At 66.4% G+C, this 26,577-nt stretch carries 21 protein-coding genes; 16 read left to right on the top strand and 5 right to left on the bottom strand.

The window, feature by feature from the left end:
* Positions 1-380 precede the first annotated feature (380 nt).
* Together GGR73_RS08620 and GGR73_RS08615 are read right to left on the bottom strand one after the other, a co-directional pair.
* Positions 381-923, bottom strand: a complete 543-nt coding sequence (locus GGR73_RS08620; protein ID WP_039526258.1) for a GNAT family N-acetyltransferase — start codon at positions 921-923, stop codon at positions 381-383.
* A gap of 208 nt (positions 924-1,131) precedes the next feature.
* Positions 1,132-2,040: a 23S rRNA (adenine(2030)-N(6))-methyltransferase RlmJ gene (locus GGR73_RS08615; protein ID WP_016902309.1), complete on the bottom strand. Its 909-nt coding sequence runs from the start codon at positions 2,038-2,040 to the stop codon at positions 1,132-1,134.
* A 34-nt stretch (positions 2,041-2,074) separates the two neighbouring features.
* Between GGR73_RS08615 and creB the strand changes: the two genes are divergently transcribed.
* Positions 2,075-2,779, top strand: coding sequence for a two-component system response regulator CreB (gene creB, locus GGR73_RS08610; protein ID WP_180969196.1), 705 nt, complete (start codon positions 2,075-2,077; stop codon positions 2,777-2,779).
* 48 nt (positions 2,780-2,827) lie between these two features.
* Positions 2,828-4,276, top strand: coding sequence for a two-component system sensor histidine kinase CreC (gene creC, locus GGR73_RS08605; protein ID WP_184456429.1), 1,449 nt, complete (start codon positions 2,828-2,830; stop codon positions 4,274-4,276).
* A 268-nt stretch (positions 4,277-4,544) separates the two neighbouring features.
* Here creC and GGR73_RS08600 read toward each other — a convergent pair whose 3' ends face one another.
* Complete coding sequence (locus tag GGR73_RS08600; RefSeq protein WP_184456427.1) at positions 4,545-5,357, bottom strand: C1 family peptidase; 813 nt, start codon at positions 5,355-5,357, stop codon at positions 4,545-4,547.
* A 433-nt stretch (positions 5,358-5,790) separates the two neighbouring features.
* Here GGR73_RS08600 and creD point away from each other — a divergent pair, with 433 nt between their 5' ends.
* The 7 genes from creD (at position 5,791) to GGR73_RS08565 (ending at position 12,363) form a co-directional block, all read left to right on the top strand.
* Positions 5,791-7,110, top strand: coding sequence for a cell envelope integrity protein CreD (gene creD, locus GGR73_RS08595; protein ID WP_184456425.1), 1,320 nt, complete (start codon positions 5,791-5,793; stop codon positions 7,108-7,110).
* A gap of 7 nt (positions 7,111-7,117) precedes the next feature.
* A complete protein-coding gene (locus GGR73_RS08590) occupies positions 7,118-7,540 on the top strand; it encodes a hypothetical protein (RefSeq protein ID WP_126965900.1) in 423 nt (140 codons plus the stop codon).
* 35 nt (positions 7,541-7,575) lie between these two features.
* Positions 7,576-8,187, top strand: a complete 612-nt coding sequence (locus GGR73_RS08585; protein ID WP_126965901.1) for a GNAT family N-acetyltransferase — start codon at positions 7,576-7,578, stop codon at positions 8,185-8,187.
* Between the two features lie 46 nt (positions 8,188-8,233).
* Positions 8,234-9,118 carry a carbon-nitrogen hydrolase family protein gene (locus GGR73_RS08580; protein WP_184456423.1) on the top strand — a complete coding sequence of 295 codons (885 nt, stop codon included), beginning with the start codon at positions 8,234-8,236 and terminating at the stop codon, positions 9,116-9,118.
* A 172-nt stretch (positions 9,119-9,290) separates the two neighbouring features.
* Positions 9,291-10,382 (top strand): DUF3616 domain-containing protein, encoded by a 1,092-nt coding sequence (locus tag GGR73_RS08575; RefSeq protein WP_184456421.1) that lies wholly within the window; start codon positions 9,291-9,293, stop codon positions 10,380-10,382.
* A gap of 67 nt (positions 10,383-10,449) precedes the next feature.
* Positions 10,450-11,853 (top strand): glutamate--tRNA ligase, encoded by a 1,404-nt coding sequence (gene gltX, locus GGR73_RS08570; protein ID WP_054592981.1) that lies wholly within the window; start codon positions 10,450-10,452, stop codon positions 11,851-11,853.
* A 15-nt stretch (positions 11,854-11,868) separates the two neighbouring features.
* On the top strand, positions 11,869-12,363 hold the full coding sequence (locus GGR73_RS08565; RefSeq protein ID WP_167763960.1) for a Fur family transcriptional regulator: 495 nt from the start codon (positions 11,869-11,871) through the stop codon (positions 12,361-12,363).
* 208 nt (positions 12,364-12,571) lie between these two features.
* Here the strand turns inward: GGR73_RS08565 and rtcR are convergent, their stop codons facing one another.
* Positions 12,572-14,182, bottom strand: a complete 1,611-nt coding sequence (gene rtcR, locus GGR73_RS08560; RefSeq protein WP_184456420.1) for an RNA repair transcriptional activator RtcR — start codon at positions 14,180-14,182, stop codon at positions 12,572-12,574.
* Positions 14,183-14,369: 187 nt separating this feature from the next.
* On the opposite strand from rtcR, the gene GGR73_RS08555 reads away from it, so the two are divergent.
* From GGR73_RS08555 to rtcA, 3 genes are all read left to right on the top strand, one after another.
* Complete coding sequence (locus tag GGR73_RS08555; RefSeq protein WP_184456418.1) at positions 14,370-15,920, top strand: VWA domain-containing protein; 1,551 nt, start codon at positions 14,370-14,372, stop codon at positions 15,918-15,920.
* A 561-nt stretch (positions 15,921-16,481) separates the two neighbouring features.
* A complete protein-coding gene (locus tag GGR73_RS08550; protein WP_039526275.1) occupies positions 16,482-17,702 on the top strand; it encodes an RtcB family protein in 1,221 nt (406 codons plus the stop codon).
* Between the two features lie 135 nt (positions 17,703-17,837).
* Positions 17,838-18,908, top strand: coding sequence for an RNA 3'-terminal phosphate cyclase (gene rtcA, locus GGR73_RS08545; RefSeq protein ID WP_456362931.1), 1,071 nt, complete (start codon positions 17,838-17,840; stop codon positions 18,906-18,908).
* 158 nt (positions 18,909-19,066) lie between these two features.
* Here the strand turns inward: rtcA and GGR73_RS08540 are convergent, their stop codons facing one another.
* Positions 19,067-19,684, bottom strand: coding sequence for a TetR/AcrR family transcriptional regulator (locus tag GGR73_RS08540; RefSeq protein WP_039526278.1), 618 nt, complete (start codon positions 19,682-19,684; stop codon positions 19,067-19,069).
* 130 nt (positions 19,685-19,814) lie between these two features.
* On the opposite strand from GGR73_RS08540, the gene GGR73_RS08535 reads away from it, so the two are divergent.
* The 4 genes from GGR73_RS08535 to GGR73_RS08520 are packed head-to-tail and all read left to right on the top strand — an operon-like array spanning position 19,815 to position 26,375.
* A complete protein-coding gene (locus GGR73_RS08535) occupies positions 19,815-21,041 on the top strand; it encodes an efflux RND transporter periplasmic adaptor subunit (RefSeq protein ID WP_184456416.1) in 1,227 nt (408 codons plus the stop codon).
* Positions 21,042-21,057: 16 nt separating this feature from the next.
* The gene (locus tag GGR73_RS08530; RefSeq protein WP_184456414.1) at positions 21,058-24,201 is read left to right on the top strand and encodes an efflux RND transporter permease subunit; all 3,144 of its coding nucleotides are present in this window, start codon (positions 21,058-21,060) and stop codon (positions 24,199-24,201) included.
* 1 nt (position 24,202) lies between these two features.
* Positions 24,203-25,699: an efflux transporter outer membrane subunit gene (locus GGR73_RS08525; protein ID WP_184456412.1), complete on the top strand. Its 1,497-nt coding sequence runs from the start codon at positions 24,203-24,205 to the stop codon at positions 25,697-25,699.
* The gene (locus GGR73_RS08520; RefSeq protein ID WP_184456410.1) at positions 25,692-26,375 is read left to right on the top strand and encodes a TetR/AcrR family transcriptional regulator; all 684 of its coding nucleotides are present in this window, start codon (positions 25,692-25,694) and stop codon (positions 26,373-26,375) included. Before GGR73_RS08525 ends, GGR73_RS08520 begins: the two co-directional genes overlap by 8 nt.
* Positions 26,376-26,577 lie beyond the last annotated feature (202 nt).

Raw genomic sequence — 26,577 nt, 5'->3', positions numbered from 1 at the left:
CTCGGTGGCGGCATCCATGCCGCCACACGGTCCCGCAATCGGCGAGGACACCGCCCCAGACAGTTGGTCGGTTGTTTGAAAAGCTGGTCCGCTGCACTGGCTTTCTTGCGAAAACGAGCGGACGCTTTCTTGCCTGACACCGTGCTGCTCGCACTATGCGGACCGACCATCGCGACAGGTCCTTGCCCGCTCACCGTCGCGGGACCTTGAGCGGCATGGATGCCGCGCCAGAGCCTACACGGACGTACTTGCGGCGTGTCCTGCGATGGTGGGCGGGCAAGGGCCTTGCAGACAAGCGACAGATCAACAACCAAAGCCGGGTGAGTCAAGGGCGCGGCGGCCCTCCCAATCCCCAATCCCGAATCCCGAATCCCAGCCCCTCAGGCATCCAGCTCGAGAACCATCCGCACCAACTCCGGCGACTCCGGATGCGGCTGTGGCTTGAAGCCCAGCGACTCGGCTAGCTGCAGCATCGGCACATTGCTTTGCAGCACGTCGCCGAACAGGCAATCCAGGTATTTGCGCCGTGCCCACTTGACCAGCTTGCGCATCAGCTGCCGTCCCAGCCCCTGGCCGGCGACGAAGCTGCTGACCAGGATGGTGTACTCGGCCTGGCGGGTGCCCGGCACCAGTGCCGCACGCGCCACCGCACCTACCAGGGCTTCGCCCGGGGGCAGCTGTTCGGCGGCCACCAGCACGATTTCGCTCTTGGGGTTGGGATGGGTCAGGCGCTGCACCATCTCCGGGGTGATTTCGGCGGAGGAACGCACGAAGCGCGCGCGGATTTCCTCCGGTCCCAACAGGCTGAAAGCACCCTGCAGCGGCGGACCGTCCTCGGGACGGATCGGACGGAGCAGGAGTGTGCGGCCATTGGGCAGACTGAAGTTTTCATGCCAGGGAGGCATGCGATTGCGAATGGCCATGACCGGTGTTCCTTAAAGATCGGAAGATTCTGGCACCCGCCCAGCGCACAACCGTGAATGAATCCGGTGCGCCGCTGGGGGTCGTCAGGGGGTGGCAGTGCTTCCCTGATCACTGTACCGAGCGATACCGTGATCCAGTCGTGAGTATGCAGCCGCGTTCGCCAGCGCGAGCAGGCGCCCGGTATAGGTAACTCCCGGTATAGGTAACTCAGGCGTCCTGGCGCAGCCACTCCAGCCGGGTCGAGGCACCTGCCTCGCCCAGGTGCTGCTTCAGCACCGGCAGCGCGGGTGCCAGCACCTGGTCGAACTGCCACGGCGCATTGACGATCAGCAGCCCGCTGCCGGTGAGGCGCAGCGGCGAGTCGTCCGGGCGCACCTGCAGCTCGGCCACCAGCACCGACTTGGCCGGCAGCGTGGCCGCCTTGCGCATGAACGGCTGCAGGCTGCGGCGCAGCTTGATCGGGTACCACACCATGCAGATCGCCTGCGGCCAGCGCGCCAGCGTCTCGCGCACGCTATGGATGACCTGCGGGTACTCGGCTTCCTGCGCCTCGTATGGCGGGTCGATCAGCACCAGCCCGCGGCCGATCTTGGTCTCGCCCGCGCGCGGTGGCACGAAGGCGCGAATCGCCTCGTAGCCATCGCCGGCATGCACGCGCACGCGGCTGTCCCTGGCGAACAGACGCTTGAGCGCCTCGGCCTCTTCCGGCTGCAACTCGCAGAACGCCATGCGGTCCTGTTCGCGCAACGCCTGCGCCGCCAGCAACGGCGAGCCGGGGTAATGGTTGATCTGGATGCCGGCGGTGGGGCGCGCCGGCTTCTGGCCGGGCGTGGCCGGGCGGGCGACGGTGTGGTTGTCGGCCTGTACCGCGCGCAGATAGCGTTCGACCACCTCGGGCAGGGTCGACTCGGCCATCAGCCGCATCACCCCGGCATCGGCCTCGTTGGTCTTGCGGCTTTCCTCGCCGCCGAGCTGGTAGCGCCCGCGGCCGGCGTGGGTGTCGAGCACGAAGAACGGCGTGTCCTTGCGCTTGAGGGTGTCGATCAGCGCCAGCAAGGCGATGTGCTTGAGCACGTCGGCATGGTTGCCGGCATGGAAGGCGTGGCGATAGTTCATCGCGGCAGTGTACGGGCCGCGCCAGCATGCGGCTATGCTGCGCGCCATGTCCGAGTCCCCCGCCCGCGTGCTCGTCGTCGAAGACGAAGCCGCCATTGCCGATACCGTGCTGTACGCGCTGCGCAGCGAAGGCTACGCGCCCGAACACTGCCTGCTGGGCCGTGACGCATTGGCGCGCCTGCGTGCCGACCCGGCCGATGTGGTGGTGCTGGACGTGGGCCTGCCGGATATCAACGGCTTCGAGGTGTGCCGCACGCTGCGCGGGTTCAGCGACGTGCCGGTGATCTTCCTGACCGCGCGCAACGACGAGATCGACCGCGTGCTCGGCTTCGAACTGGGCGCCGACGACTACATGGCCAAGCCGTTCTCCCCGCGGGAGCTGGTGGCGCGGGTGCGCGCGCGGCTGCGTCGTCGCAGTGTGGCGGTCGTGGCGGAGCCGGGCTGGCAGCCGCATGGCGCGTTTGCGATCGACCGCGAGGGCAGCCGCATCCGCTACGGCGATGCGCTGCTGCCGCTGACCCGCTACGAGTACGCGCTGCTGTCGGCGCTGTTGCAGCGCCCCGGCGCGATCCTGAGCCGCGCGCAGCTGATGGACCGCGGCTGGGACGCCACTGCCGACAGCGCAGACCGCACCGTGGACACCCATATCAAGACGCTGCGCGGCAAGCTGCGCCAGGCCGGCGTGCCGGCCGACCCGATCCGCACCCACCGTGGCCTCGGCTACGCGCTGGAGCTATAGCCATGGCCGCGCGCAGGCGTCGTGGTGTTCTTCGGACCGGGGCCTGAGATGCGGCTCGGTCTCAAGCTGTTCCTGGGCTTCTTCCTGATCGTCGGGCTGGCCGCGTTCTTCGTGATGCGGGTGTTCGTCAACGAGGTCAAGCCGGGTGTGCGCCAGGCGATGGAATCCACGCTGGTGGACGCGGCCAATGTGCTGGCGGAAATGGCCAGCAGCGAGCTGGCTGCCGGCACCATCGCCAGCGGCAGCTTCGCGCGCAACGTGGCGCAGGCGCAGCGGCGCGACCCCAAGGCCTGGGTGTGGCGGTTCCGCAAGAACGATGTGGCCTACCGCGTCACCGTCACCGATGCGCGCGGCGTGGTGGTGTTCGACTCGCTGGGCCGCGATGTAGGCCGCGACAACTCGCGCTGGAACGATGTCTATCGCACCTTGCGCGGCGAATACGGCGCGCGTTCCAGCCCCGAGGTCGATGGCGACCCGACCGCCACGGTGATGCATGTGGCCGCACCGATCTACGCGCCGAATGACCCGGCCAAGTTGATCGGCGTGCTGACGCTGGCGCAGCCCAATCGCAGCATCGACCCGTTCATCGAGGCCAGCCAGCGCAACATCCTGCAGCGCGGTGCCTGGCTGATCGGCATTTCCGCGCTGATCGGCATCTGGATGACCTGGTGGCTGATGCGCGGCATCGGCCGGCTCAATCGCTACGCACAGGCGGTGAGCGCCGGCGTGCCGGAGCCGCCGCCGGAGCCGCGCGGCGATGAAATCGGCGACCTCGGCCAGGCGCTGGAAAGCATGCGGCGCAAGCTGGAAGGCAAGGCCTACGTGGAGCAGTACGTGCAGTCGCTGACGCACGAGATGAAGAGCCCGCTGGCGGCAATCCGTGGCGCGTCCGAACTGTTGAGCGAGCCACTGCCGGAAGCCGATCGCCAGCACTTTGTCGCCAGCATCCGCGCGCAGGAGCTGCGCCTGACCGAAACCATCGACAAGCTGCTGGCGCTGGCCGAGGTGGAGCAGCACGGCTGGCTGCAGACGCGCGAGCGCATCGCGGTGGCTGGCCTGCTGCAGGCGGCCGTGGATGCCGTGCTGCCGCGCGCGGCAGCGGCCGGCGTGCTGCTGGAACGCGATGCCGCATCCGACACCGCGCGCGGGCAGTACGTGCTGGGCGATGGATTCCTGCTGCGCCAGGCGCTGATCAACCTGCTGGAAAATGCCATCGCGTTTTCACCGCAGGGCTGCACCATCCAGCTGCGTACGCAGGTGCTGGAGGAACAGCTGCAGCTGGTGGTCGAGGACCGCGGCAGCGGCGTGCCGGACTACGCACTGGAACGGGTGTTCGAACGTTTCTATTCGCTGGCCCGCCCGCAGACCGGACAACGCAGCTCCGGCCTTGGCCTGCCGTTCGTGCGCGAAGTGGCGCGCCTGCATGGTGGCGAGGCCACGCTGGGCAACCGCGAGGGTGGCGGCGCGATCGCGACCCTGCGCCTGCCCATCGGCTAAGCGCGCTTACAAACCGCAGAACGTAGCGAGCAGTCGTCAGGTGGGTCCAGCAACCGAGTGGTACGCGCCGATTCCGCGCGCCGTCCGCGCCCGCCTGGCGGCTGTGTAGCAGGTGTGTCGGCGGCTCTGAACCGCATTGCGTGCCGTCAGTGCACAGGCCGGCGGCCGACGGCGGCGGCATCGCGGTGGCACGCAAGCGGCATGCGCCAGGCACATGCCGCATCCGTGTCCGTGTCCGCCGCGCCTCACCGTGCGCAGCCGCTGTGTGTCAGTGCACCACGTCGGCCCCGATGACGTCCTTGGCGACCACCGACCAGGACAGCTTGCCAAAGCCCTTGTTGCCCCACTCGGTGCCCCAGCTGTTTTCGACGAGCAGCCCTTCGCTGTCGTAGCCCAGCGCGATCACCGCGTGCCCGCCCAGGATCGGCGTCTTGGTGTCGTAGTCGACCTGGTTTTTTGGCGTGAGGTCTTCGAACCCCTGCCTGACATAGAAGCCGATCGCCACCGGCGTGGACGAGGCCAGCGCAAGTTTGATCTGTTCGATCAGGGCCCGCCCGCCATTGCCGTCGCCCGAATACAGCACGGTGTACTTGCGGTACGGCGTGCGGTTCTTGGCGGCGTTGGCGCGGTCGGCCGCGGTGGGTGGGTTCTTCCAGTTGTAGTTGCCCCACGAATAATGCTGCTCGGTGTCGATGCCTTGGGCCAGCGCGACGTCCAGCGGCGCTTCCAGCGTGGAGCCCTCATCGACGCCGCCGTTGACCTGGCTATAGAGATACATCGGGGCGAAGCGGGTTTGCGCCTGCTTGTTGGCGTTGGCATACCAACCGGTCAGGGTGTGGGCGGTTGCCCATGACGCACACGCCCCCACCCGGCCCTGGTCGCCCGGGGTGATTGCCCAGGCAGTCAGGTCGACCGTGGCGGGCAGGGGTTTGGCGGCGCTGGCAATGCCGAACAACGGAGTGACCGGCTGCATCAACGACGAGGGTTTCAGGCCCATCCCGTGCATTGCCGCCTGTGCGGCGGCGGCGGACAGGCTCAGGGCAGCGAGCAGGCAGAGCGTGAGCGAACGTTGCTTGGTCATGAAGGCAAACTCCAGGCGAGAGAGGAATGCAGTCGTGCGCGTTTGTTGAGCCACGGCTGGCAAGCGGGCAAGCGTGTGCGACACCGCCGCTGCGGCGCGTAACGTTGAATGCGGATGCCGCGGAACCACGGAACTGGAACGCCGTGATCAACGCAGACTCGAGAAGCAATGGCCCCGTGATGCGCAACTGCACTGGCATCGTTGCGCCTGGCGGCGAAGCGCGCGGCGGTGATGCGAAACCCTGGCGATGCAACGGAAGCATGTCCTGGGCCTCTGTTGCATTTTTGCAGGGCAAAACCTGCATTTCCTAACGGGATCACAGTGCCGGTCGCCGAGCCTGCCGATCGCCCACTTCACATTCGCTTCAAATTCGCCTCAAACCTGCGACACCGTCGCAACGCACCCTGGCGACCTCCCAGACTGAGGAAGGTCGATGAAATCCCTGAAACTGTTGTTGCGCTTCGCCACCATTGGCGGATTGATCCTGTTGCTGCTGATTCCATTGCTGCTGATCCGCGGCACGGTGCAGGACCGTGCGCGTTACCGCGACGAGGCGGTGGAGCGGGTGGCGCAGAGCAAGGCCGGCGAGCAGCAGTTCATCGCGCCGGTGCGGGTGCTGCCGTTTACCGAGGACGTACAGGTCACCGAGCCGGACGAGCAAGGCAACCCGCGCAAGGTCTGGCGCAAGCGCGATGGCCAGTTGCTGCAGACCCCGCGCACGCTCACCCTGAGCGGCGAGCTGACCCCGTCCGAGCGCAAGATCGGCCTGTTCCGCGTGCAGGTGTATTCGTGGAAGGCCAGGCTCAAGGCCGAGTTCGACCCGTTCGAGTATCCGGCCATGGCCGGTCGCCGCTATGGCCGGCCGCATCTGGCGGTGGGCATTTCCGATGTGCGCGGCCTGGTCGGCACGCCGAGCCTGCGGGTGGACGGCCGCAGCTTGCCGCTGGAGAGCGGGGCCGGTGGCCTGGTGGGGCGCTCGGCCGGTATCCATGCCGATCTGCAGCCGCTGGGCGATGCGCTGACCGGCACGCTGGGCGATGGCAACCTGGTGGAGATGTCGTTCGTGCTGGATGGCACCCGCAGCCTGGCGATCGCACCGATTGCCGACAACAACGACATCGCGCTGCGCTCGGCCTGGCCGCATCCGCTGTTCGGCGGGCGCTTCCTGCCGAATGCGCCGACGATCGGCGCGCGCGGTTTCGATGCGAGCTGGTCGTTGTCGTCGCTGGCCACCGGTGCACAGACCCAGCTGCAGTCCAGCCAGTCGTCGCTGGATACGCTGGAGGTGCGGCTGGTCGATCCGGTGGACGTGTATACCCAGGCCGACCGGGCCAGCAAGTACGGCATCCTGTTCGTGGTGCTGACCTTTGTGGCGTTCGTGTTGTTCGAGTTGATCAAGCGTCTGCCGATCCATCCGCTGCAATACCTGCTGGTGGGTCTGGCGCTGGCGATCTTTTTCCTGCTGCTGCTGAGCCTGTCCGAGCACATCGCGTTCTGGCAGGCGTACCTGGTCTCTGCCGCGGCATGTATCGGCCTGCAGTTCTTCTATCTGTCCGGGGTGTTGCGCAGCTGGGCGCGTGCGGCCGGGTTCTCGGCGATGCTCACGGCGTTGTACGGGGTGCTCTACAGCCTGTTGATCTCCGAAGACAACTCGCTGCTGATGGGATCGTTGCTGCTGTTCGGCATCCTGGCCAGCATCATGTGGGTGACCCGCAAGCTCGACTGGTACGAGCTTGGCAACAGCCTGCGCTGAGGCCGGCATGCGCGCTCACGCACAGTTGCACCGGCGGGCGCAGCGTTTGCTGCCCGCCGGGATCGACACGGTGGCGCTGCTTCCCGCAGCGTTGCCGCAGTATTGGGACGCTTCGCCGTTGTCGGCCTTGCCCCTGCGCCGCGACGGACGCCGCGGCGTGATCGGCCTGCGCCTGCATGCAGGCACCGCGCAGGCATTGCGCCTGGGCGGCAGCGGCTTCCTGCAGGCGGCGCAGCGGCAGGACGCGGCGGCAGGCAACGCGCGTCCGCGTCGCTACGGGCCGTGGCAGCGGTTGAGCAACGGCAGCTACTGGGCGCGCAGCACCGATGCACTGCTCGGTGTGCTGCTGGCCAGCGAGGAGGCGGCGGTGTGGTTGCTGTGGCAGCAGCCGGCTGCGGCGGCTCCGGGCAATGGCGGCTGGCTGCGCTGACGTGCGGCGGCGCAGCTGCGCCAGGCTGGCTTACCATGGCCGGCATGAGCGGCTCCTCCCTGATCGTTGAAACGGTGCGCGGCACGCAGGTGCTGCCGCATCTGGCTGCGGTGGCGCAACTGCGCATCGCGGTGTTCCGCGCCTGGCCGTATCTGTACGACGGCGACGCCGATTACGAGCGCGGCTATCTGGCAGCCTACGCGGCCTCGCCGGACAGCGTGTTCGTGCTGGCACGCGATGGCGATGCGGTGATCGGCGCCTCCACCGGGCTGCCGCTGCTCGACGACAGCGAAGCCTTCCATGCGCCGTTCCGTGCAGCCGGCATCGACCCGGCCAGCGTGTTCTATTTCGGCGAATCGGTGCTGCTGCCGGACTATCGCGGGCAGGGAATCGGCCACGCATTTTTCGACCAGCGCGAGGCGCATGCGCGTGCACTGGGCCGCTTCGCGCTCACTGCGTTCTGCGCGGTGGAACGCGCAGAAAACGATCCGCGCAAGCCGGCCGACCATCGACCCAACGACGTGTTCTGGCGCAAACGTGGCTATGCACCGCAAGCGGACATGCGCGTGCAGCTGGCGTGGGCGGAGTTGCAACACGGTGAGATCGACCACAGTCTGCGGGTATGGACGCGGCCACTGCCGCCGTGACCGGGTCACCTCTTACGCCATCGATCAACCGCAACCAGGCCCGTAGATGAAAATTGCCGTCGCCAAATACCCGATCGGCAAACCTGCCGACTTTGCCGCGTTCGCCGCACGCCAGTCCGCGCTGGTGGGCGAGGCTGCTGCTGCCGGCGCGCGCCTGCTGGTACTGCCGGAGTATCTGTCGCTGGAGCTGGGCGCGACCTTCGGTACGCAGATTTCTGCCGGGTTGCCGGAGTCGCTGGCGGCGATCCAGGCGCTGCGTGCGCCCTGGCTGGAGCTGTTTGCCCGCCTGGCGCGCCAGCATCAGCTGCATCTGGTGGCCGGCAGCTTTCTGCTGGACCTGGGCCAGGGCCGTTACCGTAATCGCAGCGACTGGTTCACCCCCGATGGCCGGCATGGCTGGCAGGACAAGCTGCAGCTGACCGGCTTCGAAAAGGCCACCGGGCTGATCGAGCCGGGCAATGCGCTGAAGGTGTTCGACCTGGATGGCGTGCGTGCGGCGATCGCGATCTGCTACGACAGCGAGTTCCCGCTGCCGGTGCGCGCGCAGTACGAGGCCGGCGCGCGGCTGTTGATCGTGCCAAGTTGCACCGACACCGCCGCCGGGGCGATGCGGGTACGGGTCGGCTGCCTGGCGCGCGCGCTGGAAAACCGTGTGTTCGTCGCGCAATCGGTCACGGCCGGGCAAGCGCCGTGGAGCCCGGCGCTGGACGTCAATACCGGCGAAGCGGCGGTGTTCGCACCGATGGATGTCGGCTTCCCCGCCGACGGTGTGCTGGCGCAGACCCAGGGCACTGCCGTGTGGGCGTATGCGGAGCTGGATTTTGCCGCCTTCGAGGCCAGCCGCGCGCAGGCCCAGGTCGCCAACGATCGCGATTGGGTCGGTCAATTGGGCGCTCACGTTGCACGTGCCAGGCTGGCGACGTTCGACTGATAGAGCGTGGTCCTCAAAGGACGATGTTCATCGTCGGGCGAGCGCAGCCGGTGTTCGCGACGGCACTGCCATACGTACGCTGCAACGTTCACGCGCCGTGCCTCAAGTGGTGACCGCGCGCTACGGTACCTCAGCCACTTTCATCCCTTGCAATACCTCCCACCAGGTTCCCATGGCCAAGAAAATCCTGATTCCGCACAGCGTCCGTCTCGAGTTCGCGCCCGGCGCGCTGGTACACAGCAATCTGTCCGGCGCGGCTTTCACCGACGACTGGCTGTGGGTGGCCGGCGACGAGGCCTGCGCGGTGGATCGCCTGCGCAGGCTCGACCCCGTGCAGCGCGAGACGCTGCGCTTCGGCCAGGGGCAGAGCTTTGCGCTGGCCGAGTTGCTGGACCTGCCCGGCGAGGCGGCCGAGGAGGCGGATCTGGAAGGCATGGCGCTGTCGGAGGGATTCCTCTGGGTGATCGGCTCGCATGGGCTCAAGCGCAAGAACGCCAAGCGCAGTCGCGACGATGCCGAAAACGCCAAACGCCTGACCAAGCTCAAGCTCGACGCCAACCGCCGCCTGCTGGCCTGCCTGCCGATCGAGCGCGATGCCGACGGCACCCCGCGCCTGGTGCGCGAAGCCGCTGACGGCCGTCGCGCGCTGCGGCTCAAGGGCGATGCCAAACACAACCAGCTCACCGAGCTGCTGGCCGACGACTCGCACTTCGGCCCGTTCCTGAAGATCCCGGGCAAGGACAACGGCTTCGATATCGAAGGCATCGTGGTGGACGGCGAGCGCCTGCTGCTGGGCCTGCGTGGCCCGGTGCTGCGCGGCTGGTCGGCGCTGCTGGAGATCCGGGTGCAGGCGCATGGCGAGCACCTGCGCCTGGCGCCGCTGGACGAGGACGGCACGCTGCTGCGCAAGCACTTCCTGCAATTGGGCGGGCTGGGCATCCGCGACCTGCATTATTCCGGCGACGACCTGTACCTGCTGGCGGGCCCGACCATGGTGCTGAACGGCGAAATCCGCCTGTTCAAATGGCCGGGCGCGCGTGCAGTGCTGGCCGCCAACCAGGCGCCGGTGCGCTTTCAGCACGCGCTGCTGGAATCGGCGGTGTTGCCGCACGGCACCGACAGCGACCGCGCCGAGGCGATCTGCAATCTTCCCAGCCACCTGGCCGGCGACACGCCCAGCTGGCTGGTGCTGTACGACGCGCCCGGCCCGGCGCGCAGTGGCGGCGATGACGTGGTCTACGGCGACCTGTTACGCAACCGCTGAGCCGCGCGCGGGCAGGTCTGCGCTGGTCAAGGTAAAATCGGCCGACTCCCGTTTTGCCGAGCGCTCCATGACCTGCCGCACCCGTTTTGCCCCCAGCCCCACCGGTTACCTGCACATCGGCGGCGCCCGCACCGCCCTGTATTGCTGGCTGGAGGCACGCCGCCGCGGCGGGCAGTTCGTGCTGCGCATCGAAGACACCGACCGTGAGCGCAGCACCCAGGCCGCGATCGACGCCATCCTGGAGGCGATGGAATGGCTGGGCCTGGGTTACGACGAGGGCCCGATCTACCAGACCCAGCGCGTCTCCCGCTACCAGGAGGTCGCCGAGCAGCTGCTGGCCCAGGGCAAGGCCTATTACGCCTACGAAACCCGCGAGGAACTCGACGCCATGCGCGAGGCCGCGATGGCCAGGCAGGAAAAGCCGCGCTACAACGGCGCCGCCCGCGAGCAGAACCTGCCGTACCGCGACGACCCCAACCGGGTCATCCGCTTCAAGAATCCGGTCGGCGGCACGGTGGTGTTCGACGACCTGATCAAGGGCGTCATCGAGATCGCCAACAGCGAGCTCGACGACATGGTGATCTTCCGCCCGGACGGCTTCCCCACCTACAACTTCGCGGTGGTGGTGGACGACTGGGACATGGGCATCACCGAGGTGATCCGCGGCGACGACCACATCAACAACACTCCGCGCCAGATCAATATCTATGAGGCGCTGGGCGCCCCGGTGCCGAAGTTCGCGCACATGCCGATGATCCTGGACGAGCAGGGCGCCAAGCTGTCCAAGCGCACCGGCGCGGCCGACGTGATGCAGTACAAGGACGCCGGCTATCTGCCGCATGCGCTGATCAACTACCTGGCTCGTCTGGGCTGGTCGCACGGCGACCAGGAGTTGTTCAGTCGGCAGGAACTGCTCGACCTGTTCGACGTGAAGAACGTCAATTCCAAGGCCGCGCGGCTGGACATGGCCAAGCTGGGCTGGGTCAACCAGCACTACCTCAAGACCGACGACCCGGCCAGCATCGCCCCGCAGCTGGAATACCAGCTCGCCAGGCTGGGCATCGATGTCGCCGCCGGCCCGGCCGCCGCCGATGTGGTGGTGGCGCTGCGCGAACGCGTGCAGACCTTGAAGGAAATGGCCGAAAAAGCCGTGGTCTGGTACCAGCCGCTGGAAACCTACGACGAAGCGGCGGTGATGAAGCACCTCAAGCTGGGCGCAGAAGTGCCGCTGGGCAAGGCGCGCGAACTGCTGGCGGCACAGAGCGAATGGAGCGTGGAGACCGTCTCGGCCGCGTTGCACGACGCGGCCGCCGCGCTGGAGCTGGGCATGGGCAAGGTGGCCCAGCCGCTGCGCGTGGCCATCACCGGCACCCAGGTCAGCCCGGACATTTCGCAGACGGTGTACCTGGCCGGACGCGAGGGCGCCTTGAAACGCATCGATGCGGCACTCATCAAGATAGGGGCGGGCTGACCGCCGGAGCCTGTGATGAAAACCAACGAACACGCCTGCACTGCACCGCATCACCATGTCGACGACGCCAACGGCTTCGTGCGCGCGGTGGAGCGCGCCTGCAGCGAGCGCGGCCTGCGGCTGACGCCGATCCGCGCCAATGTGCTGCGGCTGATCGCCGACGCCGGCAAGCCGGTCAAGGCCTACGAACTGCTGGACTGGGTGCGCGAAGGCAAGGGCGTTGGCGCCGACGCTCCGCCCACGGTGTACCGCGCGCTGGATTTCCTGATGGCCAACGGCTTCGTGCACAAGCTCGAGTCGGTCAACGCCTTCGTCGCCTGCCACCACCCCAACAGCGCCCAGCACTCGGTGCCGTTCTTGATCTGCGACCGCTGCCATAGCGCGGTGGAACTGGAAGACCGCGAGGTGGTGGCGCAACTGGAAGCGCGCGCCAAGGCGCTGGGCTTCCAGCCGCAGGCGCAGACGCTGGAAGTGCACGGCCTGTGCGCCAAGTGCGCGGTGGCCGGCTGACCGCCGGCGCGCGGCAGTCGCTGACGGACAAAGTTGTCGTTGTCGTGGGCAGGCGGTGCCTGGTTCTGCTGCGGCAATGCCGAGCAGAGTGCGATTCCGGGTGCAGCGTGTAGGTAGCGCGCGCTCGCGTCCCGGAAATAACGGGGGCATTACAGGGCGAGTGATGCTCGCGCAGCAGCTTGCCTCGCAACGCTGAGGCCTTGTGGCCTCAGCGTTGCGCTGTGGTATCTGGACTCGTCTTCACCTGTTCCCAGTCCAGGCCGAAGCGCGCCAGGTACTTGCGCAGGCGATCGGCGTCGTTGGTGCTGGCGCGCTGTCCGCGCGAAACCGCGAACAGCTCGCGGCCAGCCTGCGACAGCGACCTGCTGCGCGCACACAGGCGCACCACGTCTTCCAGCTGTACGCGATCGAAGCGATCCAGCTGCGCCACGCCATCGCCCAGCAAGGCCTCCAGCGGCGACGCCGCTTGTGCACCATTCCATTGCTGGCGCAGGCGAATGATTTCCTCGTCCACCAGTTCGGTTTGGATACGGCCGGCATTGGCCAGGGTCGCCAGGCGCATGACCGAGGCGCTGAGGTCGCGAAAGTTGCCGTTCCAGCGCGCTTCTGCGCTGGTCGCGAAGGCCAGGTAGCGCGCACGCGCCTCGCGGTTGAAGGCGACCCGCTGATGCTGTTCGCGCGACCACCGCTCCAGTTCGAAATCGATGTTCGGCTCGATGTCCTCCATGCGCTCGGCCAGTCCCGGTAAGTGGTAGGTCCACAGATTCAGGCGTGCCAGCAGGTCGTCGCGGAAGCGCCCTTGCAGCACCTGCTGCTGCAGGTCGCGGTTGGTCCCGGCGATCAGTTGAAACTCGCTGTCCACCTCCTTGTCGCTGCCGACCGGCAAAAAGCGCTTCTCCTCCAGGGCGCGCAACAGCATGGCCTGTTCGTCCAGCCCAAGTTCGCCGATTTCGTCCAGGAATAGCAGCCCCTGGTGGGCGGAGCGCAATAATCCGGGGCGATCGCTGATCGCGCCGGTGTAGGCGCCCTTGGTGTGGCCGAACAGCGTGCTCATGGCGCCGTCGCCGCGCAGCGTGGCGCAGTTCACCTCAACGAAGCGTCCGCCCAGCTGGTGCTTGAGCTTTTTCAGCTCGAACACGCGCTTGGCCAGCTGGCTCTTGCCGGCGCCAGTGGGTCCCATCAGCAACATCGGCGCCTTGGAGCGCGTGGCTACCGTCTCGATCTGCTCGATCATCCGGTTGAACGCGGGGTTGCGCGTGGCGATGCCGCTCTTGAGCAGGGCGCGGTCCTGCATCTGCTGTTGCGCGAAACGCTGCGCAATGCGGTCGTAGCGAGAGAGGTCGAGATCGATCACCGCATAGCTGCCCGCCTCCCCGCTGCCTTGCTTGCGGGGCGGTGAGGTCTGCAGCAGCCGGCCGGGGAAGTGCCGGCTCTCGGTCAGCAGGAAGCAGCAAATCTGGCTGACGTGGCTGCCGGTGGTGATGTGCAGGTAATAGTCCTCATCTTCCGGCGCAAACGTATAGCTGGCAAAGAAGTCGTGCAGGGTGGCGTACACGCCCTCGAAGTCCCAAGGGTCGGCCAGGTAGGTGTCGTGCTGTTGCACCTGGGTATCTGGCGACACCTGGGCAAGATCGTTGCAGACCACGCTCGCCAATTTTGCATGGCGGCGCGCATCGGCGAGCAGTTCGACGCGGCCAACCAAAAAGTCGTCGTGCATGCCCAGTGACACGGTGGGTCTCCACTTTTCCCAGCGTCCCGGCCCGGTGCCGGCATCCAGCTGCACGCCGAGCATGCCGAAAATGACCTTGGTCCTGTCCATATCCATCCAGATAAATAGCGCGCCTGGAGTATACGAAAAATATCAAACTTGCCGTACCGGCGTGTCATGGAAATAAAATTAAACCCTTGAAAAACAGTGCCTTATACATTGGCTGCCAAAGTTGGCACGCGCATTGCTGAGTATGGCTCATCGCCCCGCCGTGGGCAGTTCCCGCCAGGAGCCGGACATGGCCAATCTTCAACTCTTCTCCTCGCCGCGTGGCGCATTGCTGCCCAAGGCGGCCGCCCAGAACGAGGCCGGCGGTTGCGCCTATGAGCGCACGCCGCGTGGTGCGCTGGCGTTGTATGCGGCTACCGGCTGCTTGAACGGCACCTACTATGCGAGCGCCGACGCGCAGTTGCAGCAGATGCTGACCTTGTGCGAGCGGGTCCCGCCGGCATTCGTTGCGAAGACCGCGATCTATGCACGTCAGGTAGCGCACATGAAGGACATGCCGGCATTGTTGCTGGCGATGTTGACCACCCGCGACGCGGAGGTCTTTGCCCGTGCGTTTCCCCGCGTGGTCGACAACGGCCGGTTGTTGCGCAACTTCGTGCAGATCATGCGCAGCGGTCAGGTCGGGCGCAAGTCGCTGGGTTCGCTGCCCAAGCGCATGGTGCGGCAGTGGTTGCAGCAGGCGTCGGTGGCCACCATCGTGCAGGCGGCGATCGGGCAGCAGCCGTCGCTGGCCGACGTGATCCGCATGGTGCACCCGAAGCCGGCTGATGCCGAGCGCGAGGCCCTGTATGCATGGGTGATCGGCAAGCCCTACCAGGAGACCGCATTGCCGGCGGTACTGCAGGCGTACGAGGCGTTCAAGCGTTCGCCGGGCGAGGCGTTGCCGGATCTGCCGTTCCAGTACTACACGGCAGTGCCGTTGACGCGGGCGCACTGGGCACTGCTGGCAGAGCGGGTGTCGTGGCAGACGTTAAGGATGAACCTCAATACGTTTGCGCGTCATGGCGTGTTTGCCGATGCGACGATGGTGGCCAAGGTGGCCGCACGCCTGCGCGATCCGGAGCAGATCCAGCGTGCCCGTGTGTTTCCGTATCAATTGCAGGTGGCCTACACCGCGGCGAGCCAGTTGCCGCCGCAGATCGGTGCTGCCTTGCAGGATGCGATGGAAATCGCGACCCGGCAGGTGCCGGTGCTGGAGGGCAAGGTGGTGGTGGCGGTCGATGTCTCGGGATCGATGGCATCGCCGGTCACCGGCTACCGCAAGGGGGCGACCACCAGCGTGCGTTGCGTGGATGTGGCGGCCTTGATCGCCGCGTGCGTGCAGCGTACGAACCCGCAAGCCACAGTGCTGCCGTTCGACACGCAGGTGCGTTCGCCGCGGTTGAATCCACGCGACAGCGTGCTCACCCAGGCGCAGCAGTTGGCGGCGCAATGCGGTGGCGGCACCAGCGTCAGTGCGCCGCTGGCGCACTTGAACGCAATGCGGGCTCAGGTGGATCTGCTGGTGTTGGTGTCGGACAACGAAAGCTGGCGCGATACCCGCAGCGGTGCGGCAACGGCAACCATGCAGGAATGGACGCGGTTGAGGGCGCGTTGTCCGCAGGCCCGCATGGTGTGCATCGACTTGCAGCCGGTCGCAACCAGCCAGACGCTGGAGCGCGACGACATCCTGCATGTCGGCGGTTTCAGCGATGCGGTGTTCGACCTGATCGCGACGTTCGCAGCGCAGGGTGCGGGTGCGACGCGCTGGGTCGAGCGGATCGGCTCGATCGAGCTGTGAGCACACACGGACGTGTGCAGACCCGGCGGGCAATGGGGCCCGCCGGGTGGTGGCAGGAATGCTATGTGTTGAACAATCGGTAGCGACTGACCTGGCAGCAGTGTCATGGTCTGGTTGCCACCTACAAGTTTCGCCGTCGGTGGTCACGAATGCCGATGAAACTACAGCCTCTTACGCTCCAGGTCGCGGGTTCGAGTCCCGCCCACCCTGTGTGGGGTGGTAGCTCAGCTGGTTAGAGCAGGATGTTTCATCTCCGTTGTCGTGGTCGCCGTCGGTCTTGTTGTCTGCGTTGTCGTGCGAATGCAAGTGAAACTCCATTGTCGCGGGTTCGAATCCCGCCCGTCACGACGGTAGCTCAGTGGTAGAGCGTGCGTGTCATTGATCTTGTCGCAGGCAGCGTGGTTTGGTTTTGCGGTGAATGCCGATGGAACTACTTTGGTTCCCCTGATTGGGTTGGGTTCGATTCCCGCTGTGTCACGCCGGTTCACGCCGGCGTTCCGCAGAGCGTTCCATCACTTTTGTCACCGCGCTTTTATTCAGTCATTTTCAAGGAGTATTTCCATGAGCATCGAACACTACGATGTGATTGCCCAGCCGGGTGCGGCCCCGATCAAGCTGTGGACGCGCGGCGTTCCGCTCGAGGACGAAGCGCGCCAGCAGTTGCAGAACATCGCCAAGCTGCCTTTCATCCACCGCTGGATCGCGGTCATGCCCGACGTGCATCTGGGCAAGGGAGCCACGGTGGGGTCGGTGGTGCCGACTATCGGCGCGATCGTGCCTGCCGCAGTCGGCGTGGATATCGGGTGCGGCATGATCGCAGCGCGTACCACGCTGGTGGCCAGCGACCTGCCGGACAACCTGGCCGCGATCCGCAGCGCGATCGAGCGCGCGGTGCCGCACGGGCGCACGCCGGGTGCGCGCGACAAGGGCGCATGGCAGACCCCGCCGGGGCATGCGATCGATGGCTGGTCGCAGCTGGCGAGCGATTTTGCGTTGATCTGCGAGCGCCATCCACGGTTGCAGAAGACCAATAACCTGCAGCACCTGGGAACGCTGGGAACCGGCAACCATTTCGTCGAGGTCTGCCTGGATGAGGCGCAGCGCGTATGGTTCATGCTGCACTCCGGATCGCGCGGCGTCGGCAATGCCATCGGCAACCATTTCATCCAGCTGGCCAAGAACGAAATGCGGCGCTGGATGATCAACCTGCCGGACCAGGACCTGGCCTACCTGCCGGAAGGCAGCGAGCACTATGCCGACTACGTGTTTGCAGTGGATTGGGCGCAACGCTATGCGCGAATCAATCGTGAAATCATGATGCGGCACGTGGTGGCGGCCGTGCGCACGGTCATCGCCAAGCCGTTCGAGGCGCAGGCGGAGGCGGTCAACTGTCACCACAACTACGTCAGCCGCGAGCACCACTTCGGCAAGGACGTGTTCGTGACGCGCAAGGGGGCGGTGAGTGCCCGCAAGGGCGAGCTGGGCATCATTCCCGGCAGCATGGGCGCCAAGAGCTTCATCGTGCGCGGGCTCGGCAATGCCGACAGCTTCCATAGCTGCAGCCATGGTGCCGGACGGGTCATGAGCCGCACCGAGGCCAAGCGGCGCATCAGCCTCGACGACCACATCAAGGCCACGGCGCATGTGGAATGCCGCAAGGATCAGGACGTGGTGGACGAGTCGCCCGCGGCGTACAAGCCGATCGAGGCGGTGATGCATGCACAGCGCGACCTGGTGGAAATCGTGCATACGCTTCGGCAGGTGGTCTGCGTCAAGGGATAGGCCTGCGCATCGGTTACCGCAGCGCTGGCGATGCGTTGCATCGACGCTGCGGCATCGGACACTCCGCTGCAGTGCAGGTGCAGCCAGCGGGCGCCGCCTGGGTATTGGATCCACCTACACTGCGCCGGCAAGGTATTGACAGCCCCGATCTCGACATCAGGGCGTTTATTTGAATGGACGTGCGTCATGGACATGATTGAAATCGATGGAGCGGCAGGCGGTGGACAGTTGTTGCGCACCGCATTGACGTTGAGCCTGTGCACCGGAACCGGCTTTGTCATGCACAACATCCGCGGAGCACGTTCACGCCCGGGCTTGATGCGTCAGCACCTGACGGCCGTCAATGCGGCGGCGGCGATTGGTCAGGCGCGTACGCATGGCGCGCAGATCGGCGCGACGGCATTGCGGTTCGAGCCGGGCCAGGTGTTGCCGGGGACGTATCGCTTCGCGACCGGAAGTGCGGGCTCTGCCACCCTGGTGTTGCAGACGGTGCTACCTGCGCTTTGGCAGGCAGCAACCCCTTCCAGCCTGACCTTCGAAGGCGGGACGCACAACCCGTTGGCGCCGAATGTGGACTTCATCGCCGACTGCTATCTGCCTGCCTTGCAGCGAATGGGCGTGCGCGTGTCGGCGGTGCTGGAGCGCCATGGCTTCTATCCGGCCGGCGGTGGAGTGCTGCGGGTGGCGGTGGAGCCTTGTGCGCAGCTCCAGCACGCCGTGTTTGATGCACGTGGGGCGTTGGAGTCGATCGAGGCGAAGATCCTGATTTCCGGGTTGTCGACCAAGATTGGGCATCGCGAGTTACGCGTGTTGGCTGCACGTCTGGGCGTGGACCCTAGCCCGCGCCATGTGGAAAGCGTGCGTCCTGCGCTGGGACCGGGCAATGTTGCGCTTGTGCGTGTGCGCCATGCAGCGCATGTCGAGACCTTTGCCGGCTACGGCGAGCGCGGTGTGCCCGCCGAGCGGGTGGGCGAGCGCCTTGCCGATCAGGTGCAGCGGTATCTCGATGGTGGCGCCTGCGTTGGCGAGTATCTGTCGGACCAGTTGCTGCTGCCGATGGCGTTGGCCGGCAGTGGCGGGTTCACGACCGATGCCATCAGTAAGCATCTGGCCAGCAATGCCCGGCTGATCGAGAAGTTCCTGCCGGTGGAGATCACCTGGCTGCCGATGGCAGATGGTCAGTGGCGCGTGTCTGTGTATCGCTGAAGTGGGGCAGGCGTGGCGTTGCCGGCAGCGCCTGCGCGCCCGGCGTGGGACACCTGAAAGCCAGTGTCATGCACAAAGGCATTGCCGCACTGGGCGATGCCCTCTGACGAGCGTGCGCAGTGCAGGAGTGCGCTTTCGCGCCATGCCTGCCCGATGCATCAACCCGGTGCCGACTCGAGCGCATACGCCGCCAGGAACATCTCCACCGCGCGCTGTGCGGCGCCGCGCAGATATTCGGGCGAGGGGTCCTTGAGTGCGCCGAACAGGCAGGGCATCAGGGTTTCCGCCTCCAGCAGCCCGCCGAACTGCCTTGACGCGATCAAGACGTCGGCGCAGCGGATCGCGCCGCGATCCATCTGCGTCTGCAGGTAATCGGCCATGCGTTGCACGCCTTCTTCCGGACCGGAATTGAAGAACAGCGCGCCCACGTCCGACCGCCCCGACACGCCGATGATGGTCTGCCAGATGGTGATCGAGCTGGGCGCGCACAGGAAACCGAGGATGTCCTCGCCGAAGCGCTGCAGGGTCTCGGCGACCGGGCCGTTGCTCTGCGAAAGCGCGTCCAGCAGCGGGTCGATGTAGCGGTCGGACATGTCCTTGGCAAACGCCACGAACAACTCCTCCTTGGACGGGAAATAGCCGTAGAGCGTGCGCTTGGAGCCGCCGACGCGGGCGGCGATCTGCGACATCGAGGCACCTTCGAAGCCCAGTTCGAGGAACACCTCGCTGGCCGCCTGCACGATGGCGTCGCGTTTTTCTTCGGTTCTGACCCGCATCCACTGACTCCCTTGGGCGCTTAAGTATACCGACTGGGCAGGAATGCTTGACGCCCACGGATGCGCTTATTAGGATACCGAACCGTACCGTTTAGATTTAACCATCCTGCGTCCCGTCGGAGACCTCCTCGTGCGTCCTCATGCTTCGTTTCGCCTGCCCCTGCTCGCTGCTGCCGTTGCTGCCACCGTCCTGCTCAGTGCCTGCGGCAGCCCGCCGGGCGGCGCGCCGCCGGAGGAGGGCATGCCCGAAATGGGCGTGCTGACCGTCAAGCCGCAGCCGGTGACCCTGACCACCGAGCTGCCTGGACGCACGGTTCCCTACCTGATCGCCGAAGTTCGCCCGCAGGTAGGCGGCATCGTGCAGTCGCGCCAGTTCACCGAGGGCGGCGACGTCAAGGCCGGGCAGACGCTGTACCAGATCGATCCGGCGACCTACCGCGCCAGCTATGCCAGCGCCCAGGCCACCCTGGCCAAGGCGCAGGCCAACCTGCGCACTGCCAGGCTCAAGGCCGAGCGCTACACCGAACTGGTGCAGATCAAGGCGATCAGCCAGCAGGACGGCGACGACACCGCCGCCGCGCTGGGCCAGGCCGAGGCCGATGTGGCCGCCGGCAAGGCCAGCGTGGAAACCGCGCGCATCAACCTGGCCTTCGCGCGCCTGGACGCGCCGATCTCCGGCCGCATCGGCCGCTCCAGCGTCACCCCGGGCGCCTTGGTGACCGCCAACCAGGCCACCGCACTGACCACCATCCAGCAACTGGATCCGATCTACATCGACGTCACCCAGCCCAGCGCGGCCTTGCTCCGCCTGAAGCAGGCGATGGCGCGCGGCGAGCTGGAGAAGGCCGGCGACGACGCGGCCAAGGTGTCGCTGCTGTTGGAAGACGGCAGCACCTATCCGCTGCAGGGCCACCTGGCGTTCTCCGATGTCACCGTCGACCAGAACACCGGCTCGATCACCTTGCGCGCGGTGTTCCCGAACCCGAATGCGGAGTTGTTGCCGGGCATGTATGTGCGCGCGGTGCTGCAGGAAGGCATCAAGGAGCAGGGCGTGCTGGTGCCGCAGCAGGCGGTCTCGCGCAATGGCGCCGGCAAGCCGACCGCGTTCGTGGTCGGCGCCGACCACAAGCTGCACCTGCGCGTGCTGGAAACCGACCGCGAAGTCGGCGACCAATGGCTGGTGCGCAGCGGCCTGAAGGCCGGCGAGCAGCTGGTGGTCGAAGGCGTCTCGCGCGCCCGCGACGGCATCGAGGTCAAGACCGTGCCGTGGCAGCCCAAGGGCAGGCCGGCTGCCGGTGCCGGCAATGCAGCCGCTGGCACTCCTTCCGCCCCGACCGCACCGCGTGCGGCCAACTGAGGCGGGATCACACGTCATGGCACGCTTCTTTATCGATCGTCCGATCTTCGCCTGGGTGTTGGCCATCATCGTGATGCTGGCCGGCATCCTGTCCATCGCCACCTTGCCGATTGCGCAATACCCCAGCATCGCGCCGCCCGCCGTCGCCATCACCGCCAACTATCCGGGCGCCTCGGCGCAGACCCTGGAAGATACCGTCACCCAGGTCATCGAGCAGAAGATGAAGGGGCTGGACCACCTCAGCTATATGGCCTCCACCAGCGAATCCAGCGGTGCGGTGACCATCACGCTGACCTTCGACAACGGCACCGATCCGGACACCGCGCAGGTGCAGGTGCAGAACAAGTTGTCGCTGGCCACGCCGTTGCTGCCGCAGGAAGTGCAGCAGCAGGGCGTGACGGTGACCAAGTCGGCCACCAACTTCCTCAACGTGCTGGCCTTCACTTCCGAAGACGGCAGCATGAGCGATTCAGACCTGTCCGATTACGTGGCGGCCAACGTGCAGGAAACCATCAGCCGCGTCGAAGGCGTGGGCGACACCACCTTGTTCGGCTCGCAGTACGCGATGCGGGTATGGATGGACCCGAACAAGTTGAACAACTTCAGCCTGACTCCGGTGGATGTGCGCACCGCGATCCAGGCGCAGAACGCGCAGGTTTCCGCCGGCCAGCTCGGCGCGTTGCCGGCGGTGCCCAACCAGCAACTCAATGCCACCATCACCGCGCAGACCCGGCTGAAGACCGCCGAGGAGTTCGAGAACATTTTGCTGCGCACGCAGTCCGATGGCTCGCAGGTGCGCCTGCGCGATGTGGCACGCATCGAACTGGGCAGCGAGAGCTACAACACGGTGGGCCGCTACAACGGCAAGCCGGCCGCCGGTCTGGCGATCAAGCTGGCCACCGGCGCCAATGCGCTGGATACGGTGCGCGCGATCGACAAGAGCCTGGAGGAGCAGGAGAAATTCTTCCCCCCCGGCATGAAGGTGCAAAAGCCGTACGACACCACGCCGTTCGTGCGCATCTCCATCGAGCAGGTGGTGCATACGCTGATCGAAGCGGTGGTGCTGGTGTTTCTGGTGATGTACCTGTTCCTGCAGAATTTCCGCGCGACCTTGATCCCGACCATTGCGGTGCCGGTGGTGTTGCTCGGCACCTTCGGCGTGCTGGCGGCGTTCGGTTTTACCATCAACACGCTGACCATGTTCGCGATGGTGCTGGCGATCGGCCTGCTGGTGGACGATGCCATCGTGGTGGTGGAAAACGTCGAACGCGTGATGGGCGAGGAGCAGTTGTCGCCCAAGGACGCCACGCGCAAGTCGATGGACCAGATCTCCGGCGCGCTGGTCGGCGTGGCCCTGGTGCTGGCCGCGGTGTTCGTGCCAATGGCGTTCTTCGGTGGTTCTACCGGTGTGATCTACCGGCAGTTCTCGATCACGATCGTCTCGGCCATGACCTTGTCGGTGCTGGTGGCGATGATCCTGACCCCGGCCCTGTGCGCCACCTTGCTCAAGCCGGTGGAGAAGGGCCATGGTCTGGCGAGCACCGGGTTCTTCGGCTGGTTCAACCGCGTGTTCGATCGCGGCAACAACGGCTACCAGGGTGTGGTGCGGCACATGCTGGGCAAGGGCTGGCGCTACATGCTGGCCTACGCGGTGTTGCTGGCGTTGGTGGTGTTCGGCTTCATGAAGCTGCCGGTGGGCTTCCTGCCGGACGAGGACCAGGGCACGCTGTTCGTGCTGGTGCAGTTGCCGCCCGGTGCCACCGATGCGCGCACCGGCGAGGTGCTCAAGCAGGTGGAGCATCACTTCCTGGTCGATCAGAAGGACTCGGTTGCCGGCATCTTTGCCGTCTCCGGTTTCAGCTTTGCCGGTACCGGCCAGAACGTGGGCTTTGCCTTCGTCAAGTTGCGCCCGTGGGACGAGCGCACCGGCAAGGGCCAGAGCGTCACCGACGTGGCGGGCAAGGCCGGTGCGTTCTTCAGCACCATTCGCGATGCCAAGGTGTTTGCGTTCGCACCGCCGGCGGTGTCGGAGCTGGGCAATGCGACCGGCTTCGACCTGATGCTGCAGGACCGCGCCAACCTCGGCCACGAGGCCTTGATGCAGGCGCGTAACCAGCTGCTGGCTGAGCTGTCGCAGGACAAGCGGCTGGTGGCGGTGCGCCCGAACGGGCAGGAAGACACGCCCGAGTTCAAGCTGGAAATCGATTCGCACAAGGCGCAGGCCATGGGCGTGTCGATCGCCGATATCAACAACACCTTCTCCAGCGCCTGGGGCAGTACCTACGTCAACGACTTCATCGACAAGGGCCGCGTCAAGAAGGTGATGCTGCAGGCCGATGCGGTGTACCGCATGAATCCGCAGGACATCGACCGCTGGTTCGTGCGCAACAGCGCCGGCACGATGGTGCCGTTCAACGCCTTCGCCACTGCCAGCTGGAGTTCCGGCTCGCCGCGTCTGGAGCGCTACAACAGCGTGCCGTCGGTGGAGATCCTGGGCATGGCGATGCCGGGTGCTGCGTCCAGTGGCGAGGCGATGCAGATCGTCGAAGCGGCGGCGGCCAAGTTGCCGCCGGGCATCGGCTACGAGTGGACCGGGTTGTCGCGGCAGGAGAAATCCTCGACCGGCCAGACCGGCTTGTTGTACGGGTTGTCGATCCTGATCGTGTTCCTGTGTCTGGCCGCGTTGTACGAAAGCTGGGCGATTCCGTTCTCGGTAATCCTGGTGGTGCCGCTGGGCGTGTTCGGCACGCTGCTGGGCGCAATGCTGACCTGGAAAATGAACGATGTGTACTTCCAGGTGGGCCTGCTCACCACGATTGGCCTGGCATCGAAGAACGCGATCCTGATCGTGGAATTTGCCAAGGAACTGCATGAAAGCGGCAAGAGCCTGATCGAGTCCGCATTGGAGGCAGCACGCATGCGCTTGCGGCCGATCCTGATGACATCGCTGGCCTTCATCCTGGGCGTGGTGCCGCTGGTGCTCGGCAGTGGTGCCGGTGCAGGCGCGCAGCATGCCTTGGGCACCGCGGTGATCGGCGGCATGTTGTCCGGCACGATTCTGGCGATCTTCTTCGTGCCGTTGTTCTTCGTGCTGATCAGCGGCTTGTTCACCCGCCGCGCACAGCCCACTTCGCCCGCACCGCAACCGGCAGGACACTGAGATGACACCGATCCGCATGACATTGACCGCGATCGCGGTGGCCGGCGTGCTGTCCGGATGCACGCTGATGCCGCGCTATGCACGGCCCGACGCACCGGTGCCCGAGCGCTTTGCCGGCACCGAGCTCTCGACGGCATCCACTACCACCGATACGGCCAGCCCCGCGCAGGCGATCGATATCGCCAACATCGGCTGGCGGCAGGTGTTCACCGACCCGGCGCTACAGCAGGTGATCGCGCTGGCACTGGAGAACAATCGCGACCTGCGCGTGGCCGCGCTCAACATCGAGGTGGCACGTGCGCAGTACCGGGTGGAGCGCGCTGCGCTGCTGCCCGCCGTGCAGGGCACCGGTACCGCCAATAACGCGCGCACGCCGTCGGAGCTGGCCATTCCGGGCCAGCCGCAGGTGTTCCGGACCTACAGCGCCAATATCGGCGTCAGTGCGTACGAGCTGGATCTGTTCGGACGTGTGCGCAGTCTCAAGGAACAGGCGCTGCAGCAGTTCCTGTCCACCGCCGAGGCACGCCGCAGCACGCATATCAGTCTGGTGGCCGAAGTGGCCACCGCCTATCTGACGCTGGCGGCCGATCAGCAGTTGCTGCAGCTGGCGCAGTCCACCTTGAGCAGCCAGGGCGACAGTTATCGCCTGCAGCAACGCAGCTTCGAGCTGGGTGTGGCCTCGCAGCTCAGCTTGCGCCAGGCGCAGACCACGGTGGAATCCGCACGCGTGGATGTGGAGCGTTACACCGCGCAGGTGGCGCAAGACCGCAACGCATTGGTGCTGCTGGTCGGCACGCAGGTGCCGGCGGAGCTGTTGCCGCAGGCCTTGCCCGACGGCGCCAGCGTGGACGGCAACGTGCTGGCCAGCGTGCCGGCCGGGCTGCCGTCGCAGTTGCTGCAGCGCCGCCCGGACATCCTGGAGGCCGAGCGCAACCTGCGTGCGGCCAATGCCAACATCGGTGCGGCGCGCGCGGCGTTCTTCCCGAGCATCAGCCTGACCGCATCGACCGGCTCGTCCAGCAGCAGCCTGTCCAACCTGTTTGATTCCGGCACCCGCGCCTGGAGCTTCGTGCCCGCGCTGACGCTGCCGATCTTCAACGCCGGGCGTAATCGCGCCAACCTGGACATGGCCAAGGCCAACCGCGATATCGAAGTGGCGCAGTACGAAAAGGCGATCCAGAGCGCGTTCCGCGAGGTTTCCGATGCGCTCGCGCAACGCGAGACCCTGGGCCGGCAATTGCAGGCGCAACAGGCCCTGGTCGATGCCACTGCCGACAGTTACCGGCTGTCGCAGGCGCGCTTCGAACGCGGCGTGGACAGCTACCTGCAGGCGCTGGATGCGCAGCGCGCGCTGTACAGCGCGCAGCAGAACTTGATCACCACGCAGCTGTCACGCTTCACCAATCTGGCGACGTTCTACAAGGCGATGGGCGGCGGTTGGCTGCAATCGGCCGACCCGGCGGTGGCCACGACGGCGACGGGGCAGCCACGTGGATGACGTCGCTGCCGAGGTCCCGGCGCCCAGGCGCGCGCCGCACGACAAGCGTGGCGCGATCCTGCGCGCGGCAGCCGAGCTGTTTCCACGCCAGGGCTTCGACAAGACCAGCATGGACAGCATCGCCGAGCGCGCAGTGGTGTCCAAGGCCACGGTGTATGCGCACTTCGCGTCCAAGGAGGTGCTGTTCCGTACCACCCTGGAGGCGCTGGCGCACCAGTCGCCCAATCCCTGGGAGGCGCTGTTGAACATGCGCGGGCCGCTGCCCGTGCGTCTGCTCGCCATCGCCGACGCGGTCGTGCGCATGGCGGCCAGCAATGCGCTGGGCGATGCCGCCTACGGCCTGGTGCGGCCGCCGGCACTGCCCAGCCAGATACGCGAGGAGATGTGGACGCTGGGCTTCGAACGCTACGACACCACGATGCGTGCGGTGTTGGCGCGCGAAGTGGAGCAGGGCAGCCTGGTCATCGACAATCTGCCGGATGCCTCGGTGCATTTCTTTGGATTGATGACCGGGATGCCGGCCAATGCGGCGCTGCGTGGCGACACGTGGCAGGCACCGGCTGCCACGCAGCACGGGTATGTCGCCAGTGCGGTGGCGCTGTTCCTGCGCGCGTATCGGCCGCAACCGCCGGTGGTGACAGCGGAAGGCAAGCGCGAGGTGCCGAGCGGGTTCTAGCGGCGGCGGCAGGGCAGCGCAATGGGCGTTAACGAGAAGGCCTAGTCGCGCGCAGGCACGCTCCTACGCGGGCGTGTCACCGCAACGGATCGTGTCGCAATGCGTCGATCATCTCTTCAAACCCGTCCGCAAGCCGACGCTGTCGTAGGAGCGTGCCCGCGCGCGATGGGGCGTTACCGAGAAGGCCTCGTCGCGCGCAGGC

It is taken from the genome of Xanthomonas sp. F14, assembly GCF_014199865.1.
This window is presented reverse-complemented; position numbering and strand designations above follow the sequence as displayed.

Bases quoted from the DNA above. Each gene is read 5' to 3' on its own strand.
- GGR73_RS08615 (WP_016902309.1), bottom strand. From the start codon at position 2,040: ATGAACTATCGCCACGCCTTCCATGCCGGCAACCATGCCGACGTGCTC.
- GGR73_RS08550 (WP_039526275.1), top strand. From the start codon at position 16,482: ATGAGCATCGAACACTACGATGTGATTGCCCAGCCGGGTGCGGCCCCG.
- creC (WP_184456429.1), top strand. From the start codon at position 2,828: ATGCGGCTCGGTCTCAAGCTGTTCCTGGGCTTCTTCCTGATCGTCGGG.
- GGR73_RS08555 (WP_184456418.1), top strand. From the start codon at position 14,370: ATGGCCAATCTTCAACTCTTCTCCTCGCCGCGTGGCGCATTGCTGCCC.
- GGR73_RS08540 (WP_039526278.1), bottom strand. From the start codon at position 19,684: ATGCGGGTCAGAACCGAAGAAAAACGCGACGCCATCGTGCAGGCGGCC.
- GGR73_RS08580 (WP_184456423.1), top strand. From the start codon at position 8,234: ATGAAAATTGCCGTCGCCAAATACCCGATCGGCAAACCTGCCGACTTT.
- GGR73_RS08620 (WP_039526258.1), bottom strand. From the start codon at position 923: ATGGCCATTCGCAATCGCATGCCTCCCTGGCATGAAAACTTCAGTCTG.
- GGR73_RS08525 (WP_184456412.1), top strand. From the start codon at position 24,203: ATGACACCGATCCGCATGACATTGACCGCGATCGCGGTGGCCGGCGTG.
- GGR73_RS08600 (WP_184456427.1), bottom strand. From the start codon at position 5,357: ATGACCAAGCAACGTTCGCTCACGCTCTGCCTGCTCGCTGCCCTGAGC.
- GGR73_RS08530 (WP_184456414.1), top strand. From the start codon at position 21,058: ATGGCACGCTTCTTTATCGATCGTCCGATCTTCGCCTGGGTGTTGGCC.
- creB (WP_180969196.1), top strand. From the start codon at position 2,075: ATGCTGCGCGCCATGTCCGAGTCCCCCGCCCGCGTGCTCGTCGTCGAA.
- GGR73_RS08575 (WP_184456421.1), top strand. From the start codon at position 9,291: ATGGCCAAGAAAATCCTGATTCCGCACAGCGTCCGTCTCGAGTTCGCG.
- GGR73_RS08590 (WP_126965900.1), top strand. From the start codon at position 7,118: ATGCGCGCTCACGCACAGTTGCACCGGCGGGCGCAGCGTTTGCTGCCC.
- rtcR (WP_184456420.1), bottom strand. From the start codon at position 14,182: ATGGACAGGACCAAGGTCATTTTCGGCATGCTCGGCGTGCAGCTGGAT.
- GGR73_RS08565 (WP_167763960.1), top strand. From the start codon at position 11,869: ATGAAAACCAACGAACACGCCTGCACTGCACCGCATCACCATGTCGAC.
- creD (WP_184456425.1), top strand. From the start codon at position 5,791: ATGAAATCCCTGAAACTGTTGTTGCGCTTCGCCACCATTGGCGGATTG.
- GGR73_RS08585 (WP_126965901.1), top strand. From the start codon at position 7,576: ATGGCCGGCATGAGCGGCTCCTCCCTGATCGTTGAAACGGTGCGCGGC.
- gltX (WP_054592981.1), top strand. From the start codon at position 10,450: ATGACCTGCCGCACCCGTTTTGCCCCCAGCCCCACCGGTTACCTGCAC.